6 protein-coding genes are annotated in these 19,357 nt (G+C 71.7%); all 6 read right to left on the bottom strand.

All coding sequences use genetic code 11. From position 1 onward, the window contains the following. Positions 1-50 precede the first annotated feature (50 nt). The 6 genes from ABWI07_RS19710 to ABWI07_RS19735 are packed head-to-tail and all read right to left on the bottom strand — an operon-like array spanning position 51 to position 18,678. Entirely contained in the window at positions 51-1,868 is a 1,818-nt protein-coding gene (locus ABWI07_RS19710; protein ID WP_353819403.1) for a hypothetical protein, read from the bottom strand. Beyond that, positions 1,865-7,102 (bottom strand): hypothetical protein, encoded by a 5,238-nt coding sequence (locus ABWI07_RS19715; RefSeq protein WP_353819404.1) that lies wholly within the window; start codon positions 7,100-7,102, stop codon positions 1,865-1,867. The genes ABWI07_RS19710 and ABWI07_RS19715 overlap by 4 nt, the downstream gene beginning before the upstream one ends. Continuing rightward, positions 7,099-10,236: a hypothetical protein gene (locus ABWI07_RS19720; protein WP_353819405.1), complete on the bottom strand. Its 3,138-nt coding sequence runs from the start codon at positions 10,234-10,236 to the stop codon at positions 7,099-7,101. The genes ABWI07_RS19715 and ABWI07_RS19720 overlap by 4 nt, the downstream gene beginning before the upstream one ends. Next, complete coding sequence (locus tag ABWI07_RS19725) at positions 10,233-11,414, bottom strand: Kelch repeat-containing protein (protein ID WP_353819406.1); 1,182 nt, start codon at positions 11,412-11,414, stop codon at positions 10,233-10,235. The genes ABWI07_RS19720 and ABWI07_RS19725 overlap by 4 nt, the downstream gene beginning before the upstream one ends. Before the next feature lie 15 nt (positions 11,415-11,429). Further along, positions 11,430-16,139, bottom strand: coding sequence for a DUF6603 domain-containing protein (locus ABWI07_RS19730; protein ID WP_353819407.1), 4,710 nt, complete (start codon positions 16,137-16,139; stop codon positions 11,430-11,432). Further along, positions 16,132-18,678, bottom strand: a complete 2,547-nt coding sequence (locus ABWI07_RS19735; protein ID WP_353819408.1) for a hypothetical protein — start codon at positions 18,676-18,678, stop codon at positions 16,132-16,134. Before ABWI07_RS19735 ends, ABWI07_RS19730 begins: the two co-directional genes overlap by 8 nt. Between the last annotated feature and the right edge of the window lie 679 nt (positions 18,679-19,357).

The raw sequence follows: 19,357 nt of genomic DNA on the forward strand, positions 1-19,357 counted from the left end.
CCCGGCTCAGGCGTCGCACGACGCGATCCCCGGGCCGATCAGTTGAAGCCTCAGGTGAGGGGTTTGGTGTCGGCGGGGAGGTCGAAGGTGAGGCCGCTGGAGCCTTCGCCGCGGCCGGTGCCGCGGCGGGCGCTGAGCCAGACGGCGACGCGGCCGTCGCCCCAGCGGGTGCGGTTGTAGGCGACGGTGACCTTGGTGCCGGTCTGCGGGACCTCTTCTTCGTTGAGGAAGTACGAGCGTTGCGGGGCGGCGTCCAAGCCCTCGCGGAGGATCGTGGTGCGGGGGCGGACGGGCTTGGTGTCGATCTCGCTGGGCACGGCGGCGCGCTGGAGCTGGATCTTGCGGCTGTCGCCGGGGACGTGCACGGGGATGAACGGAATCCAGTGGCCGGGGACCGAGGTCATGGCCAGGTAGGCGATGGGGGCCAGCGGGGCGGTGGGCGGCGTGGGCGGGAACAGACGGCGGCGCTGGGCGAGGATCTCGGCGGCGACCTCGCCGCCGCGGCGGCCCGGGCCGGTGGGCAGCCGTACGGTCTGCTCGATGCCCCACACCATGTTGGCGTTCTCGTCGCGGATGAGGTCGACCTCTTCCAGGACGGGTCCGTCGGCGACCTTGGGGACGGTGGGGGCGAGGAACAGGCCTGTGTCGGCGGGGACGGCGTCTGAGCCGATGGTGTCCAGGGTGAACATGGACCAGCGCTGCCAGTCGTTGTCGGGCCCTGCACCGGCAGGCGTGATCCACAGGCGCTGGCCGAAGACGTCGGTGACGGCCAGACCGCGCAGTGAGGCCAGCGTTCCGGTGGGCAGGTCGCACGGCAGGTAGAACCAGTCGTTGCTGTAGACGAGGGCGAACTCCAGGACGACCAGGCGGGCCATGTCGGTGCGGTCCGGGCGGACGGCGGCGAAGTTGGTCTTGCCGTCCTCCACCGCCCACCAGCGCGGCAGCGGCATGCCGGAGTAGCGCACCGGGGCCGGGAAGACCGTGCGGTTGATCGGGGCGGGCGGTGCGGCGGCCCCGCCCACCTGGGTGCCGGGGTCGATGGAGAAGGCGTGCCAGTCGAGCTCGCCGCCCGGATACTCCTGGGCGGTCAGCACCTTCTCCGCGCCCCCCGGCTGCCCCGCGGCGACCGAGAACCGATGCTCCAGGCGGCGCGGATCCCAGGTGGCGTCGCCTGCGGGCTGGTCGATCAGGCCGTCGAACCAGCCGACCAGCCGGATGCCCAGCTCGTTGATCAGTGTGCGGTGCGGTGGCGCGACATGGTCGATGCCGTCGGCGGCCTCATGTCCCGCCTTGATGTGAAGGTACAGCTCGTACCCGTCCATCCGGCGGCCGGCGACGGCCTGCAGCGTGGACCAGACCTCGGGGTGGGCCACCCGCGGGGTGTCGGCGTCGCTTGCCGGGGACGGCAGTGCGATGGGATACAGGTCGACGAAGTCCTGCCGATGGTGGTGGATGGGCGGGTGCAGGCCCATCAGTTTGAGCCAGCGGCGGCCGATGGCAAGGCGCAGATCGTACGAGATCCGCTCCGGCCCGAAGGCGAACGGCAGGGCCCGGCGTTCGGCGACGTCCTCCAACGGACGGTCGGCGGGCAGATTCTCAGCCGAACCGCCCGACGCGGACTGGAACCGGCTCGGAACCGCCATCCCCACCGAGTACATGGCGGTGACCGGCGTCCCGGCGTCGGAGCCGCGGAACTCGCCGAGCTGCCATTGCCGGGTGAGCAGCCACAGCGCGTCCCGCACCTCCACGCGCAAGGCCCGCTCGAAGTCCGCCGTGCGGGGACGTCCCTCCAGCCGGTTCCACAGGCCGACGGTCGGGTACTCCCGCTCCGCCAGGGCCTTCGGCAGGTTCTCGATGCGCTCTGTCATGGGTTCTTCCCGCGCAGATTGTTGGTCGCGAAGTCGGTGCTGATGGTGATCGGCTTGCTGGCGGCCGACACCAGCGTGGCGGGCAGCAGGTGGGCGTAGGCGGTCTCGTCCAGGTGCGCGGGCTCGACGGCGCGGGCCTTCATCAGGTCGTACGTCTCGTGCAGCGCCGCCACCAGGTCGTCGGCGTTCCACGTCCCGGTACGGGTGGGCGGGGTGACCAGCAGCATGGCCTGCGGCGGCTCGGAGTCGGGCTTGTCATAGTGCAGCGCGATCCCGGTCGTCTCCTTCTGCGCCGGGATGACCTCGGTCCACTCGTCCAGCAGCAGGCCGCAGAAGTCGTCGGTCGGCGGTGTGGGCTTGGCGGCGTAGTGCGCGGTGAACAGCAGCCGGTCCTCATCCAGCGTCGTGCCCGGTGCGAACTCCATGGCCAGCCAGTGGTCGTCCGCCCGGTACGGCAGCTGGATCGGCGCCAGCTGCGGCTCCTCGAAGCCGGGCAGATGGCCGAGCAGGCCCCCGTCACGGCGCAGCGCGTCGCTCAGGATCGCCACCTGCTCCCACAGCCGCGGCTTCTCCCTGACCCGGGCGATGCCGTGCAGCCAGTCGTCCACCGGGAAGTCGCGCCCCGCGTCCTCCAGGTGCTCGATCAGGCCGCCGCTGTCGTCGCGGGCCTTCTTCCAGTCCGAAGCGAGCGCGGCCGACGGGGTGTACTGCGGTACGGCCAGTACATCCTCGCCGAGCAGCGCCTTGAGGGTGTCGAGCGCGGCCTCCACCCGGTCGGGCCCGGTCACCGCCGCATCGTGCTCGGTCAGCGCCGCGTCGGCCGCGGTCAGCCGCTCGGCGATCTCGGCTTGCAGCGCCCGTGCCCGGTCCAGCAGTTCCTTCCCGTACGCGACGACCAGGTCCTCGTAGGGGGTCAGCGTCAGCCCGGCCGGGTCCAAGCCGGTCAGCGGCAGCAGCGCGGCGACCTCGGCCAGCAGCCCGCTCAGCGTCCTCTGGCCGGTGCCGGCGACCTCGCGCAGAACCCGCAGCCTGTTCTGGAACACCTGCCGCCGGTTGGTGATGATCGAGCGCAGCAGCCGGGGCGTGTTCGGGCGCGGCGCGGTCGGCGTGGTGGTAAGCAGCCGCTCGATCTGCTCCAGCAGCCGGAACCGCTCCGGGGCCACGGTGGCCGCGGGGAGCGCATCGTAAGCGGCGATGAGCGCGTCGGCGTCGGCCAGTGCCTTGGCCATCCGGTCGGCGACCTCGTCGACGGCCGCGAGCACCTCGGTGTAGCGGTCCCGCCGCCACCCGGCGGCCTCGCCCCAGCCGCTGCGCACCATGCCGAACCCGCCCGCCGTCGCGATCAGATCCCCGTACCGGCGCAGGAACGTGTCGATACCGCTGATCACCTCGCTGCGCCGGACCGGCGCGGGCGGCTCGGGGAACAGCGGCCCGAGGCCGTTCAGGTAGCCGGTGACGGCCGTGCGCAGCGCCACCAGCGCATCCCGCACCGCCACCAGCCGTTCGCGGGGCAGCGTCACGACCGCGTCGGCGGAGCGGTCGACCGGGGCGTCCCCAGCGGCCGGGATCAGGTCGGTGGGCCGCACTGGCCGGGACGTGGTCAGCAGCGACCGCAGAGCGGCGATCAGTGGCGACAGCTCGAAGAACGTCACCTTGCCGGTGACGCGCGTGGTGTGCTCGATCACCAGCCGCGCGTCCGGACGCGGCTGGTCGCGGGTGGCGACCACCCCGATGATCCGGTCGTCCAGATCGGTCATCGACGCCTCTCTCGCGGGCCGTACCGCCCACAGCAGGTCGATCGGCCGCAGCCGCAGGTCCCGCTGGGTGACCACGCTGCTGCGGGCCACCCCGTTGACCGGGTCGGTCCAGGTGACCAGCGCGGCCACATCCCGCTGGTCGGGCAGCAGCGTGGGCAGCCAGTCGTCCACGGCGGGCTCGGCCTTGGCGCGCGGGCCTTCGCCTTGCACGGACGGTGCGCTGTGGCCCGGCCGGATGCCCGGCGTCAACTGCAGAGCCATCCGGTGGGTCAAGGTGGTGCCGCTGCGCGGTGTCCGGACCACCTCGGGTTCGGGCGCGACGCCCTCCTTCGCGTAGGCGTCGAGGGTCGTCGTCGCCCGCTCGGGATTGCCTGCGAGCACCTGGTGCGTGCTCTCGGCCACCGCCAGGTCCGCTAGCGCGTCGTGGGCGTCGAGGAGCCGGTGCACCTCCTCGTTGATGGCCTTGCGCTGGTCGGCGTCGGGGTCCGGGAGCCCCTGGGCGCCGAACGGGTAGACGTCCGCGCCGGGCACCTGGGTCACCCGCCGCACGAGTTCGAGGCCGTCGATGACGTTGCGGGCCTCGACCAGTTCGACGGCGGTGCCGGGGGCCGGCCTGGTCTCCTCGATCCGCCCGGCCCGCAGCGGGAAGGCCCCGCGTAGCGCGGTGATGAACGAGTCCAGCTCGGCATCCGGATACCGGTCGTGCAGGGCCCGTTCGAGCCGGTAGCCGAGCAGGGCGCCCTGCGACTGTCCCCGCCGCAGCCCGTCCAGCAGGGTCAGCGCCACCCGGACCCGTTCGGAACTCAGGTTGACGGCGAACGTGTGCCGGTCGGCGGGACCGGCGTTGGCGATGTATCCGGCGCGGAGGACCGCGGCGGTGGTGGCCTGCGCGGGCGAGGGAGCGTGGATGTAACCGCCGTTGGCCTTGTCGTGCATCAACGGCTGCGTGCCCGGCGGGTTGAACAGCTCCCCGAGGTCGCCGGTCAGCTCGACCTGCGTCATGCCGGGGCGCGGCTTGGGCCGTACCTCCTCCAGCCAGCCGTACGCACCGAGGTGGATGCCGCGCCGGGCCGGTCCCGTGCCGGACGACCCGTATCGCAGCTCCGCGAGCCGCTCGTTGACCAGCCCCAAGCGCCAGGCGTCGAGCCGGTACGTCGCGCAGTCCAGGTGCTCGGTCAGCACCCGTTCCAGCCGGGCGGTCGGCAGCCCGGCCAGGTGTTCCAGCGCGTCGATCTGTTCGGCGAGCTGCGCGGTGGCCGGGCTCTGCCTGATGACCTCGGGGATGAAGCTCGCCACCAGCCGGTCCGGGCTGCCGGTGATGGCCCGGTCCGGCGAGTACAGCTGGCGGAACCGGCTCTCGCTCTCCACCGGGGGTGCGCCGGGCCGGTTGGGCCGTACGTGGACGAACAGCGGATCGCGCGCGGGTGGCACCGTGCTCCCGGCTGCGGCGGCCAGGCGGCGGCCGGCGTCCTCCCAGGCGAGCAGGACCGCGTGCCGCGCCAGCAGATACAGCAGCGCCGCGGGCGGCTTGTCGCCGTTGAAGCCCAGTTCGAGCCGGATGGCCTCCAGGTCCTGCTCGGCGTGCTGGGCGAGCCAGTGCAGGTAGTTGCCGCCGTCGGGAAGGTACGCGCGGATGTGGTCGGTCTCCGACGGCGGCCGGTCATCGACCAGCGGTCCGAGCAGCGGATACTGGTCGCCCACGAACAGCCGCCGGATCACCTCCGGGTCGGCTCCGGGCGGGACGGCGTAGCCGAGGCGGTCGAGCAGGGCACGGATCGGCTGCGGCATGTTGAGCTGGTCCAGCGCGGGGATGACGCGCGGGCCGCCGCTGCTGAGGTTCTCCCGGTTGAAGATGTCCTCGACGCTCTGCGCGTACCGCTGGTAGAACTCCGCCGACGTCGGATGCAGCGCCAGGATGTCCAGCAGCAGCTGGTGCGGGTCCCCGCCCTTGCCCAGGTAGCTGACCTTCGCGAGGGCCTTCTGCCAGTCCCCCGCCGCCACGCTGAGCAGCTTGTACAGCCCGCGGCGGTGCGTCGCGCTTTCCGGGAAGGTCATCTTGGAGAAGGCGGTGGTGGGCAGGATGCCGTACGGCTGCCGCCCGATCTTGACCGCCGGGACCGGGCCGCGCCCCGACACGTACCGCACGAAGAACTCGCGCGTCTGGTCGACCACCTGCTCGGGCAGGATCGGATGCATCATGCCGCGCAGGTACGCGCCCCAGGTCGCCGGCCACAGGGCGACGTTGGCCGCGCGGGCGTCACGCTGGTCGGTGCCGTCGGCGTTGGGCATGCCGGTCAGCACGGCCGGATCGATGCCGAGCAGGTCGGCCAGCCACTGCCCGTCGGTCCGGGTCCGCCAGTCGTCGGGCGCGTCCGCCGCCGCGAACCCGAAGGCGGTGCGCAGCGCGGCCTCGGCTTCGGCACGGCGGTCCTGCCCGGCGGGGGCGGCCTCGCTGTTGTTGGTCGGGGTGCCCTGCGGCAGCAGCCCGTACCCGGACGGGCTGCGCAGCTGGCGGGTGATGAGGTCGGCCAGTTGGACGGCCGTCTGCTCGGGGCCGGACCGCTCCCGCAGCCCGAACACCAGCAGCCGGTCCAGGCCGTTGCGGATCTGCGGGGTGAGCGGGATGCGCAGGCCCATGCCGAGCGTCACCGCCCGCTCGAAGTCGGTCAGCCACTGGAGCTCGTCGGGCACCCGCAGCGCGCCGGTCTGCTCGTCCACCTTGAGCTGTTCGTCGGTGTCGGCGTCGGGGTCGGGGCTGACCGCGAGCGCGTCGGGCACCGCCTCGCCGGTCGCTGTCAGCACCCGCTCGCCGCCCACGTATCCGAGCACGGTGAAGCGGTCCGGCAGGAGCCTGGCCTTCGCCGCCTGGGTCCACGACCGCTCGGCCAGGCTTCCGGCGGCCGGCGGCGGCAGCACGAGGAACGCGACCATCACCGCGTCGTCGACAGCGGTGGGCGCGGCGTCGAGGCCCACCGGGCGCCGGGACCGGATCGTGTCCGCCCGGCCGGCCCCGACGTCGGCGCGCAGCGCGGTGTCGGCGGCGCGCAGCTTGGCCCGGTCGCCGTGCGCCCGCCACACCGCCGTCCAGTACGTGACGGCCGGTTGCCGGTCCGCGGCCGGTACGGCCTGGCCGGTCACGACCACCAGCACGGTCGCGCCCTCCGGCACCGTCACGGGCCGATCGGCGGGGTTGGCGGGGGTACGCGTCTGCAGCAGCCAGGCGGCCCGGCCGCCGGGCACCCGGGCGACCAGCTCCTGCCAGGCCGCCTGCTCGGCCACCGCGTTCCCGCCGGTCCGCCAGTGCGCCGTCCAGTAGGCGTCCACCGCGGTGATCTCGGCGCGGGTCGGCTTGGGCTCGAACTTGTCGGTGCACCACTCGTCCGGGAAGATCCGTACCAGCAGCTCGGTGGCGGTGAACCGGGTCTCCACCCGGACCGGGCCGAGCAGTACCGGGAAGTCGTCGCTGAGCGCGGTCACAGCAGCATCTCCTGAGCGTGGACGGCCATCAGCACCGGCGCCTGGAACAGCATGTAGGCCACGTCGGCCGAGCTCAGCCCGCCGTGCCAGACGGGCAGGAACGCGTCCTCCAGGTGCTGGTCGTTCTTCTCGGCGTCGGCGGCGGGGTCGTCGAAGTCCTTGAGCGGGACCTGCACGGTGCTCGCGTCGAGCCGGATGAACCCGGTCCCACCCGGATCCACGTCGGCCCACGTCAGGTCGTTCCACACCTCGACCGGGGTGGGCGGGCCCTCGTCCGCGCCGAACCGGGGGTCGCCGGGACGTTCCTGGATCACGAAGAACCAGCCCGCCGCGCCGGCGGCGAAGTCGCCTTTGGCCTCGGCCGCCGTCAGGTCGAAGCCGAGCAGGGTCAGGTCGGGGTCCACCTTGGCCTCGTACAGCGGGAGCCTGATCTCCTCCAGCGTCGGGTGCGCCGGGTCGGCGAGTTCGACCGGGACCCGTTCCTGGGCCGGGTCCGGCGGTCCCGACTCGGGCTGCCAGCGGGCGCGGTGCGCGTAGACGGCGGCGTTCGGGTACTTCTTCAGCAGGTCGCCGCGGATGACCAGCACGAGGTCGTCGGCCTGCTCGCCGGTCTCCCGCGCGTCGTTCTCACCGAGCTCGGCGGCCTTGGGCCAGGTGTGCAGCGGCTGGATGTCGTACTGCTTCACGCCCCCGCGCGTGTCCCAGAACTGCCGGAAAGGCGAGCCGCGCTGGTCGGTGGGGTACTCGCGCCACAGCAGCTCGCGGGCCATCTCGTGGTTGAGTCCGACGAGGTAGGACTCGATGAACTCCTGGTTGGTCTCCAGCAGCGTCACCGTGTTCCGCGGGACCAGCCCGAGGTTGGGGGCGAAGTAGTCCACCGACAGGTCGAGCAGCGCCTTGTACATCGGCAGGTCGATGACGGGATAGGCCATCGCCTCGATGAAGCGCTCGGCGAAGGACTGCAGCCGTTCGGGCAGGCTGACCGACGTCAGCAGGCTGGTGGGCACGGTCTTCTCGGCGCGCAGGCCGGTCATCATCGCGTCGGTGGTGGCGCGGACGTTCAGCGGGTCGTCGCCGCCCTCGGTCCGGCCACCGACCTCCGCCGCGTGCCGGCCCCGGTAGATGTCGCGCAGCCCGTCCTTGAACCGCTTGGCCTCCTCGCTGTCGTCGCCGCCTTCGGAAGGGACGAACGTGTCGCCCGGCAAGGTGATCCGGAAGTCGGCGCTGTGCGGAAGCCGGTCGACCGGATCGGCCGGGTCGGCCTCGGTGGCGGCCGTGAGCCCGATCGGCGGTGGTGCCGGGTGCAGGACATCGTTCAGCTGCTCGGTCGTCACCACCGCGTCGGGAGTCTCCTTGGCGGCGGCCGCCGTCACGGGGTCGTCCGGGTCGTCCATCCGCGGGATCAGCGCGTCGGGCGGCTTGGTCTCACTGAACGGCAGGTCGCGGATCAGCCGCCCCGGCCGCAGCATCCGCCGCATCGGCGGGGACAGCGGCGCGGCCGTCACGCGGCTGCGCGCCACGTGGAACCCGACCGCGACCCGCTCGCCCTCGACCGCCACCGCCCCGCGCAGAGCCCGATCACGCGTGGTCACCCGCGAGTTGGCGGGAGCGGTGAGCACGAGGGCCTTGCCGGACGGCACCGGCTCGTCGGCCGGCGTGATCGATGCGGCGGCGGGCTCCACATGCTTGGCCTGCAGTACGGTCCCGACCTCGCGGGCGAGCTGGGCGGCGCGGATCTTGGCGTTGACCGCCAGCACGTCGCCGACCTGCGCCCAGGCGGCGACCATGAACTCCTCCTGCCGCTCCTGGACGACGCGGGTCCCCAGGTGGGCGGCGACGCGGAAGCGCGGGTCCAGGTTGAGCCGGTGCACCCAGTTGCGGTCGGGCGTGATCGGGCTGCCGTCGCGCTCGGTCAGCAGCCGGTTCGCCGGGGCGTGCCAGCGCCCGTACAGCGGCGGGGTGATGATCGGATCGACCTCGCCCGCCACGTCCTGCACCCCGTGGGCGGCGTGCGCGGCGGCCGGGGTCTGGTCGAGGTAGGCGTCGGCCAGGTTGATCAGTCCGGCGAGGGCCTTCTGGAACAGGTGCGGGTACGGCTCGTCCCACTTGTCGTAAACGTCGCCCTTGGGACGGTTGGGCGACTGGAGTGCGCCGCCCAGCTTGAGCACGCCGTGCAGCTCCGCCGGGGTGGTGATGGGCGGCAGCCCGGGCCCGGCCGAGTCGTGCACGTCGAGGTCGCGGCGGCCGATGGCCGGGTCGGCGGGCCGGGGCTCCAACAGCCGGACCAGGTATTCGAAGTCGCCCGCGCTGCCGGTGCCGAAGAACCAGCGGTGGTAGTACGGCAACGTTGCGGGCTCGGGGCGGCCCGGGTAGTCGGGGCCCCAACTGGAGTGCAGCGCGCCGGGCGCGGTGGCCGGGTCCAGGCCGAGCCCGGCCAGGCGGCCCGTCTCGAACGCGGGGACCAGGAACGCGTGGTAGCCGCTGTTGGGCTCGAGCCGCCGCGGGCACATCAGCCGCGAGCACGCCAGATCGGCGTTGGTGCTCAGCACCTGGCGCAGGGCGGTGAGCGCACCGGCGGGATCGTCGTTGGCGACCAGGCCGTCCAGCTCGCCGTTGACGTGCACGTGCGCCCACGCGCCGAGCTGGCCCGGCGGCGGCAGCGTCCCGGCCGGGTCCTTGACCTGGATCGACGGCAGCGGCCGCCCGGCGACCGCGCCCTCGGTGAACTCCGCGCCCGGGTCGCCCGCCGGCTCGGCCGCTCCGGCGAGCACGACGAGCGCCAGCCAGGGCAGCAGCCGCTTGTTGGCCCCGTCGGGCGGGGCCGGGCTGTAACTCCACGGCAGGCCCTCGTCGTAGAACTCGATGTGCGCCAGGTAGTTGGGCTCCACGTTGGTGATCCAGGGACGCGGCTCCACCCGCGAGATCACCCGGGGATCGACCCCCACCACGTCGCCCGGCCCGTACAACTGCACGGCCTTCTCGACGTCGCGGGTGATCGTGCCGCCGGACACGCCATCCCCGGTCAGCCGCAGCTTGACCGGGATGACCGCCCGGTCGGCGGTGCCCGGATCGGTCGTGATCCGGGTGCTGAGGCCGGTCCGCAGCCACGGCAGGAAGGAGTACGCGTTGCTCACGGTGTCACCGGGCCGGTGCTGAAGATCTCGCTGGTGGCGGTGACCTCGGTGGCGGCGGAGTCGGCGGCGGCAAGGCCCGCGCGGGTGATGCCGCCGGTGACCAGCACCGTGCCGCCGGTCAGCGGGACGGCGGCGAACCCCCACCGGCCCGTCGCCAGACCGCCCGCCGGGCTCCAACTCCGGGTGGCCGCGTCGAAGATCAGCGCGCTGGCGTAGCCGACGCCGTTGTCCGGGGTGTCGGTGCCGCCGGCCACCAGGATCTTGCCCCCGCCCAGTGAGACCGACCGATGCAGGCCGCGCCCGGCGGGCATGTCCTGCACCGCGCTCCACGCGCCCGCGACGGGGTTGAACGTCTCGGCGGTGGCCCTGCTGAACGGGTCGAAGGTGCCGTTGCCCGGTGCGCCCGGAGGGCTGCCGCCACTGGCCAGGACGGTGCCGTCCGGGAGCAGCGTGGCCTGGTGCCCGCTGCGCGCCGCCGGCAGGCTCCCGGTCGGCGTCCAGGTACCGCCGGTGCCCGAGGCCGGATCGTACAGCTCGCAGAAGGCCAGTGCCGCGTCGGTCTCGCGGGACACGGGTGCGCTGCCGCCGACCACCAGCACCTTGCCGGTGTTGAGCACGAGCGCCGGGTGGCCGCAGCGCGCGTCGGTCATCGCGGTGACCTCCGTCCATGCGGCGGTGTCCGGGTCGTAGACCTCGGCCGAGCACAGCGCCTTGACCGACTGCCCGGACCGGGTGGTGCAGCCGCCCGCGACGAGCACCCTGCCGTCGGGCAGCAGCGCCGCGCTGTGCCCCCACCGGCCGGTCTTCAGGCTGCCGGTCGCGGTCCAGGTCCCCTGCGCGGGGTCGAACACCTCGGCGGAGGCCAGTCCGGCGGACGGGAACGTCGCCGCCCCGGTGATGCCACCGGTGACCAGCACCTTGCCGCTGCCCAGCAGGGTGACGGTGTGCAGCCGCCTGGCGGTGTGCAGCGCGGCGGCGGCCGTCCACGTCTTGGCGACCGGGTCGTACAGCGACACTTGCCCCAGCCCTTCTCCGGCGGCGCCGGCTCCTCCGGCCACCAGGACCTTCCCGCCGGCGAGTACGACCGGGCCGTCATGCTGGCCGGACCACACGCGCGCGGAGGGAAGGGCCCCGGTGCTCGTCCACTGTCCGGTAGCCGCCACGGTGGGGCTGGTCATGGGGTGCCTCCGTCGTCAGGGCGTGAAGATCTCGGCGGTCGGGGTGAGGATGTCGGTGCCGGGGTGCGGGGCGGCAGCGGCCGAGCGGGTCCGGCCACCGGCCACGAGCACCCGGCCGTCGGGCAGGTCGATCACGGCGAACGCCCACCGGCCGGTGGCCAGGCCGCTCGTGGGGGTCCAGGTGCCGGCGGCCGGGTCGTACAGCAGCGCGCTGCGGAAGCCGCCGTCGAAGGCGGGGGCACGGGTGCCGCCCGCCACGAGCACCAGGCCGGAGCGCAATGGCAGGGCGCGGTGCCGGGTACGCCCACCGGGCATGTCGCGGACCGCCGTCCACGTGCCGGATTCGACGGTGAAGCGTTCGGCGCCGGCGAGGGCGGCGGAGTCGTACGGACCGCGCGCCGGACCGGTCGGGGCATCGCCGCCGGTCACCAAGACGGTGTCGTCGGCGAGCAGCGTCGCCTGGTGACCCGCGCGAGGTGCGGCGAGCGAGCCGGTCGGGGTCCATTTGCCGGTTGCCGGGTCGTAGATCTCGCAATAGCCGAGCGCGGCACTGGTCCGGCCGGTCTTGAGGACGCCGCCGACCACGAGGACCCGGCCGTCCGCGAGCAGTACGGCTTGGTGGTCGGAGCGCGGGTCGGTCATCGCGGTCTCGGTCCACTGCCGTTTGGCCGGGTCGTACACCTCGGCGGACGCGAGCGAGTTGCCGCGGACGCCGGTGCCGCCGGTGACCAGGATCCTGCCGTCGCGCAGCACGGTGGCACCATGGCCGAACCTGGCGGTGCGCATCGGCGGAACGTCGCTGCTCCAGGTCGCGGTGAGCGGGTCGAAGATCTCGGTGGTCGCCAGGGGCGCGGTCTCGGTCACGCCGCCGACGGCGAGGACCAGGCCGTCCGGCAGTAGGCAGAGGGTGTGCCCGTCGCGGGCGACCGGAAGCGGCGCGGTGGCGGCCCAGTTCCCGGCGACGGGATCGAAGAGCGCGGCGGCGGCGAGCGGCTTGCCCTCGGCGTCCTGACCGCCGGCGACGAGGATCTTGCCGCTGCTCAGCCGCACCGCTGGTGGGGCGATGGCCGGGGTGGGCAGGGAGCCGGTGGAGGTCCACGACTGCGGGGGGACGGGCAGGGCCGCCGCCTCGGATTCGGGGATGACGTGCAGCCGGCCGATGAGCGCGGGGTCCGCGATGACCCACTCGCCGAGGGCCTCCTCGGCCACCGCCTGGCTGCGGAAACTCGCCGTGGCCGAGCCGAGCGAGGCCGGCGGGAAGGCCTGGGCGTTGTTGCGCAGGTAGGCGACCACGAAGCGCTGGCCCGTGACCTGCACGGTCTCGTCAGGGGTGTACGGCTGGCGCTGGTCGGCCTCGCGCTGCGACAGGGGTGAACGGCTGGTGCTGCTGCCCTCCAGAAGCCGGGTGAACACGGCCGGGCTTACGCTGGTCAGCGTCTTGGTGGGCGCGGCGGTGGGAGCGACCTGGCGGACGAGTCCGTCGGCCTGCACGATCGTCCGGGTCGCCGGTCGTACGGTGCCCGGTGGGCGGCGCAGCCTGCTGTCGATGACGATCTGCTCGTAACGGGCGCTGCGCTTGACGACGCGGGCGGAGGCGATCGCGCCCTGCGCCGCCACCAGCTCCAGCCCCGCGTCCTGGTCCTCGTACGCCGGCCGCGACAGTTTGGTCGCGTCGTCCATGTCCTGGAACTGAGCCATCGCGAACTTGTCGGCGGTGATGGAGGCGCGCACGAGGCCGCTGCCGGGCAGGGGCTCGACGGTGAACCGCTTGCCGTCGCGCGGCCGCTGCGCGCCGATGCGATCCAGCCGTACGGCGAGCGGGATCGCATGCTGGCGGACGAACAGCGAGCCGAGGGGGTGCAGCACCAGGTCCTCGGTCGGCGGCAACGTGCGCAGCGTGACCAGCGGGTTGCCGCCGCCGGTCGGCAGCCGGGTCTGCCAGCCTTCGGGCTTGGCGACCTCGCCCGCCAGGAGCGGGAGCACGTCGATCGGAGGCAGCGTGGTGTCGCGGTCCTCGCCCCAGGTGATATCGAAGTCGGCGGAGATCTCGAAGAACAGCAGCGAGATCGAGCCCCGGCCGTGTGCCCGGAACGGGGCAGGGCCTTCGAGCTGGAAGTCCAGGTCGATGCCGAACAGGCCGACGCCGAACGCCTTGAGCGAGACCCCCGCGGAGACGGCGATGACGAAGCGGAACGGGGAGAACTGGAAGAGCGCGTCGAAGCTGAGATGGCCGGAGATGCCGAAGTCGTCGAAGCCCAGCACCATCTCGGCGCGCGCGCCGAACTGCACCGTGTTGCTGGTGATCGCGAAGTAGCCGGAGACGGTGATCCGGGCGCCCGGCCGGTTGAGGATGTCCACCCGGATGCGGGGCGGCACCGGGAACGGCAGCGGCGGCGGCCTGTACGAGGGGTGGAAGCCGCCGACGGAGATGACCAGGTCGGGGTCGTCGCCCCAGCCGACCAGGAGGCCCATTCCGCCTTCGAGGGTCAAGAACAGCACGCGCGACTCGAAGAGCTGGGCGAAGAACCACAGGCGCTGCTTGTCGAACTCGATCGCGCCGACGAACTGCACTTGCAAAACCAGCAGCGGCAGGTCGGTGGTGGGCAGCACGCAGCGCAGCACGCCGAGGATGGCGATGTCGCCGGGGATCTCGATGATCACCGCGAGCGAGACCGAGACCAGCGTGGGGGTGCCCCAGCCGATCTTGGCCATCGGCCCGACCAGGAACGTGCCCCGCTCAGGCGGGAAGAACGCGCGCAGGTCCGACAGGATGCGCGGCGCGTTGGCCACCACGTCGCGCGGGAACATCACCGACTCGATCGAGCCGCTCCGCACCCCCTCCACCAGAGCCTGCAGGTTCATCCGGCGGTTCAGCCCGACGATCCCGCCCACCGCCAGCAGGGTGAAGCCGAAGCCGAGCTGGATGCCGGTGCCGAACTCGGCGGTGATGATCAGCAGCAGCGAGAAGCCCGCGGAGCCGTCCGGCATCCGGGTGGTGATCAGCCCGATCGCCTTGACGTCGAACAGCCCGGCGAACTCCAGCTCCAGCGCCCCGCCGTACTCCCCCTTGGCCGGGTCGAAGAACAGGTAGCCGCCGCCGCTGACCACCCCGGCGTCCACCGACAGGCCCGCGCCCTTGGGCGGCTTGAACCCCAGCGAGACGTCCAACGGCCCGAGGTTGCCGTCGTTGCCGGACGTGAAGCCGAAGGTCGCCGCCAGACCGAGCTCCTCGACGACCGCCTTGATCGGGCCGAGCTCGGCCTTGAACGTCGCGCCGAGGTTGATCGGCAGGCCGTCCGCGCCGGGGGCGGCCGAGACGGTCAGCGACTGGATGTCGATGGGGCCCAGGTTGAGGTGGACGGGCAGCTGGATCTCCAGGCTGGAGGTGCCGCGGAAGTAGAAGCCGGTTCGCTGGGAGACGCCGAGCGTCAGGTCGGCCCCGAAGGAGAAGCCGCCGTCCGGCACGATCTTGGCGATGAAGCCGTCGGCCTCGCCGGGGTCGAAGACGAACTCCAGACCGGCCAGCTCGAACTCGGCGAACACGTCCGCCGCGCCGTCGGACAGCCGGATGCCGCCGGTGCCGCCGACCTTGCGGAACTGCAGCCGGGTCGCTCCGGGCGAGCCGAGCAGTACGATCGGGGCGGCGTCGGCGTTGCCGCGCTCCGCCTTGACCACCAGCGAGCCGCCGGCGTGGGACGGCGTGCCGCCGCCGGCGAAGCCGACGATGATCTCGATCGGGCGGTCCGGCCGCACCCGCAGCCCGATCCCGCCTTGCAGATCCAGGTCGGTGCGGATGGTGAGGGCGATGTCGTCGCCCAGCTGGAACTTGAAGTCCAGCGCGCCATTGAAGGCGGGGATCAGCGCCAGGCCGGGCTGGCTCCCGGCTGCCGCCGGCACTGGCAGCAGCCTCATCTCGGCGGCCATCCGACCCGAGGCCTGCGCCCGTTCGAAGAAGACCGCCCGAATGCCGCGCACCGGCGGGTCGGTCAGCTTGGGAGCGGTGCCTTGCAGGGCGGCCGCACTCGCCGTCGGGATCTCGGCGGTGGCGATGTCCACGCCGAGGGCCATCATCAGGTTGTCGACCTGCACGGCCAGCGCCTCGAAGTCGAAGTCCGCCTCGCCCCAGCCGAAGGCGTTCTTGAGCACCAGCGAGGGTTCGCTCAGCGTCTTGGGCAGGTCCGCCAGGTCGAGCCGGACGTTCATGTACGGCGGCCGATTGCCCTCAGCCGGTGCGTAGCCCGTCTTGACCACGCCCAGCGCGCGCAGTCCGAACCCGATCGACGGGTGGTACCGCTGCAGGTAGGTGATGACCAGGTAGTCGACGAGCTGGCCGGGGAACTTCTCCTTGAAGCCGTCCGCGCGCAGCGGCGCGGGAATGGCCGAGTCGGGTGCGTTCGCGATCGCCTTGATCGCGTTGACCACGTCCTGGAAGGCCCGCAGCACCCGGCCCACGTCGTCGGGCGAGATCTGCACCGAGGCCTCGCCGTCGCCAACGGACCCGCCGACGTTGAGGCCGCCCTCGCCGAGCAGCCTGGTCAGACCGTCGTAGAGGGTCTCCACCCCGCTGCCGAGGTCGCGCAGCGGCTGCGGGATGTCGTCGGCGCGCCAGCCCAGCTTCTGCAGGAACGCGATGAAGACCTCCGGGGAGGCGAGGGCCTCGCGCAGCGGCAGCAGCGCCTGCCCCAGCTCGGCCACGAGCTTGTCGAACGTGCCGGGCTCAGCCATTCTTCTTCGCCTTCGGGTAGAACATCGCGTCGAGGATGCTGTGATAGCCCGGATCGACCCGGTTGACGATCAGCCACTTGCAGACGAAGCAGAACTCGCCGTCGTTGTCCTCGTCGTCGGAGCGGCGCATCTTGCACGCTCCGGTCGGCCGGTAGTAGCCGCCCGCGAAGTCGAGCGCGCCCTCGTAGACGCCGATCAGTTTCGAGGACTTGCAGGGCGCTTTGAAGTCCGGGATGGATCTCGGGTTATCAACCTCGTGCTTGAAATGCAGGATGTCGGTGTCGACGTTCAGCGGCAGCCTGTTGGCGGGGGTGGGAGTGGTCATGTGTTTGCGCACCGCCGGCTCGACCACGGTGCGGAGCTGACCGGCGGCGTCCTTCAGCGGCACGTACACGGCCGAGCCCGCTGCGAACGTCGGGAACGGCGCGGGCGGCAGGCCCGGGCCGTCGAGCGTCATGGTGCCCAGCTCGGGCTCGATGTGGGCGATCTTCAGGTTGGTCAGGACCTGGGCGGAGCCGGTGGCCAGCGGCAACTGGATCCCCTGCGGGCTGACGTGGAAGTTGCGCAGGTGCACCTCGGCAGGCGGGTTCTGCGCCGCGACCTTCTGCCACGGCGCCATGTACCGCTTGTCGATCATGATCTCGATGCCGCCGAGACCCGGCGCGGAATCGATCACCAGCCGTGCGGACTGGCGCATCCGGGGAAGCGCGAACCACTTGACCTTGGTGACGTCGATCTGCCGGTCGGGCGCGGGGTTGATCCGTAGGAACCCCAGCATGCTGACGTTGTCGCCGAGGACATCGTCCGTCGAGGTCGCGGGCGCGTTCGGGTCGTCTCCCCCGGAGTTCTCGTACTCGTCCATCAGGCCGAAGCTGTGGCCGAACTCGTGCGCGACCGTGTCGACGGTCTCGGTGAAGTTGACGTCGGGCTCCGACGACGGCTTGCGCCGCATCACCCGCTTGTCACCCGCGGCGTACTCGAACTCCACCCCGACGCCCTTGTTGGTCGTCAGTGCCGTCAGGGTGTTGTTGTTGACGTTGCTGCCGCCGTTCACCTCGTCATAGGTGATGAGGGCGACCAGTCCGCGGCTGGGCTTGAAGTGGGCGTCGTCGGGCTCCCAGACCGGTCCGATGTGATGGAACGGGGCGAACGCGTACTCCAGGCCCGCGAGGTACTGCAGGATCAGGTTGCCCGGATTGGTCCTGTGTCGGCCGGCGAATCGCTCGGGAGGATGCCTGCGGGGGTCGGGCGTCAACGCCCTGGTCGCCTGTTCGGGCTTGTAGAACTCATAGAGCCGGGCGATGAACTCGCGCAGCCCCGGCGTGCCCGGCTGGTCGCTTCCGGGCGGGGTCACCGCCGCCTTGCGGTCGGAGGAGCGGTCGCCCCACCGGCAGCCCAGATGCATTCCGAACAGTGTGTCGCGTGCGTGGAGGATCCCGGTCCCCTGGTGCTTCTTCCACGCCCCCAGCAGCGTGTCGTCCACCTTGTCGGGATCGAACCCGGTCAGCTCCTGCCCCGCCCAGATGGCCTTGAGGTTGTCCCTGCTCTCGTTGCGCATCGGCAGCCCGACCTTGGCGACCAGATCCCGCAGCGTGTAGACGTTCTCGTTGTCGCTGACCCTGTGGAGGAACGGGATGGGCACGCCGGTGCCCGTCGTCTGATCCGCGTCGGCGACCCGGTGAGCGACGGTGGCGCAGTGTTCCTGCGAGGCGCCGAAGGCCTTGAAGATGTTGAAGCTGCCCTCCAGCATCGGGTACGGCTGATGCCGGGGCTGGTCGAACATCTGGTCCACGACGCGGGTGACGATCTTGTCAAAGGTCTCTTCGTCGGACTTACGGAACCCTTCCGCGAGGAAGACGATGTTGTGCTGCTCGGCCGCGTGCGCAACGTTGGGCGTCTGGACCGGCTTCAGGTCGCGGCGGTGCCTGGCGTAGTCCACCACCCGCACGGGCAGTCGCTGGGTCTGGTTGACGAATGTGCCCGTCAGGTCCACGGTCCCGGGGGTGCCGGTGGTCTCGCGCAGCCCGCGCAGCCGCCCCTGCGGGTTGACCACGAAGGTGGCGGTGTCGGCCGACGTCAGCGTCACGTACCCGTGCCCGGTGATGTCGCCGATCAGGTCGGTACCGGTCGGATCGTCGCTGAACTTGGCGTAGATCGACGGCTGGGCGTGCGCCACGTCGTCCACGGCGGTGGTGATGGAGTCATTGCCGAACCACCACGTCACGATCGAGGTGTGCACCTGTAGCCGGCCGACGATGTAGTCGCTGCCGCGCCGGATCTGGAACAGGTACACCCCCGGCTGGGTGGCGGTGACCTGCCCGTTGACGCTGTTGTACGCCGGAAGCGGCGGGAGCAGCCGCTGGCCGACCGGGCGATGCGGCGCGAAGAAGTCCACCGCGATCGCCCCCGGGGCGATCGGCGTCAGCGTGTACCCACCGGCCGTCACCGCCCGGTCGAACACCTGCAGCGTCAACGGCGGCGTACCGGACAGGGCCAGGTGGAGATCGCAGTGCGGGAACAGCACGATGTCCGGTGCCATGAGCGCCCCCATCCACGTGGGACTTCGGACGGCTCAACGGAACACAGCCGATCATCGCCGTCAGTGAAGTCTGGAATACTCACCGTGCCATCAGGGATGTTCGGACGTCTCGTTACTGGCCGACTCCGGCCGCAATAATCACGACCGCGATCTCAACTAATGGTCATAATCCACACTAACTCCGAACCAGAACTGCGGAAGTGGGAACTAGCCTCACAAGCCAGACGTTGCAGCGCATCGAAGAATTTAACCGAGTAGCGCGCCACACAGAGGTCTTTTGCCGAATATCCATCAAGCCCAGCCCAAGCGGCTTCTCGACATCGCTGCAACTCGAGCGGCACCCATCGGCACACACAGCGCAACTCAGGGGAGATCAAGTCCGTTACGCTTTCCCGCAACCGACGTCACGCCGGGATCGGCAGCGTGCCGCCCACATAAGAGGCCGGCGCTCTGCACAAGCAGCATACGCGCCAGACCGTTCAGCGCCTCAAGGCAGGCGACGTCTGGCAGCACAACGGTCTGGTGTTCCGCACGAGGAATGGGACGGCCCTAGCTAGGTACCAGGACGCGTGGTGAGCACGAACCGGGTCGGCGACCAGGCCACGACACCCCCTCGCGGCCGGGGCGTGTGGCACGCCGATGTCGCCTGGCCGAATCGACCGAGGTTGTCGAATCCGTG

The organism is Actinomadura sp. NPDC000600 (assembly GCF_040492135.1).
GTDB lineage: Bacteria > Actinomycetota > Actinomycetes > Streptosporangiales > Streptosporangiaceae > Spirillospora.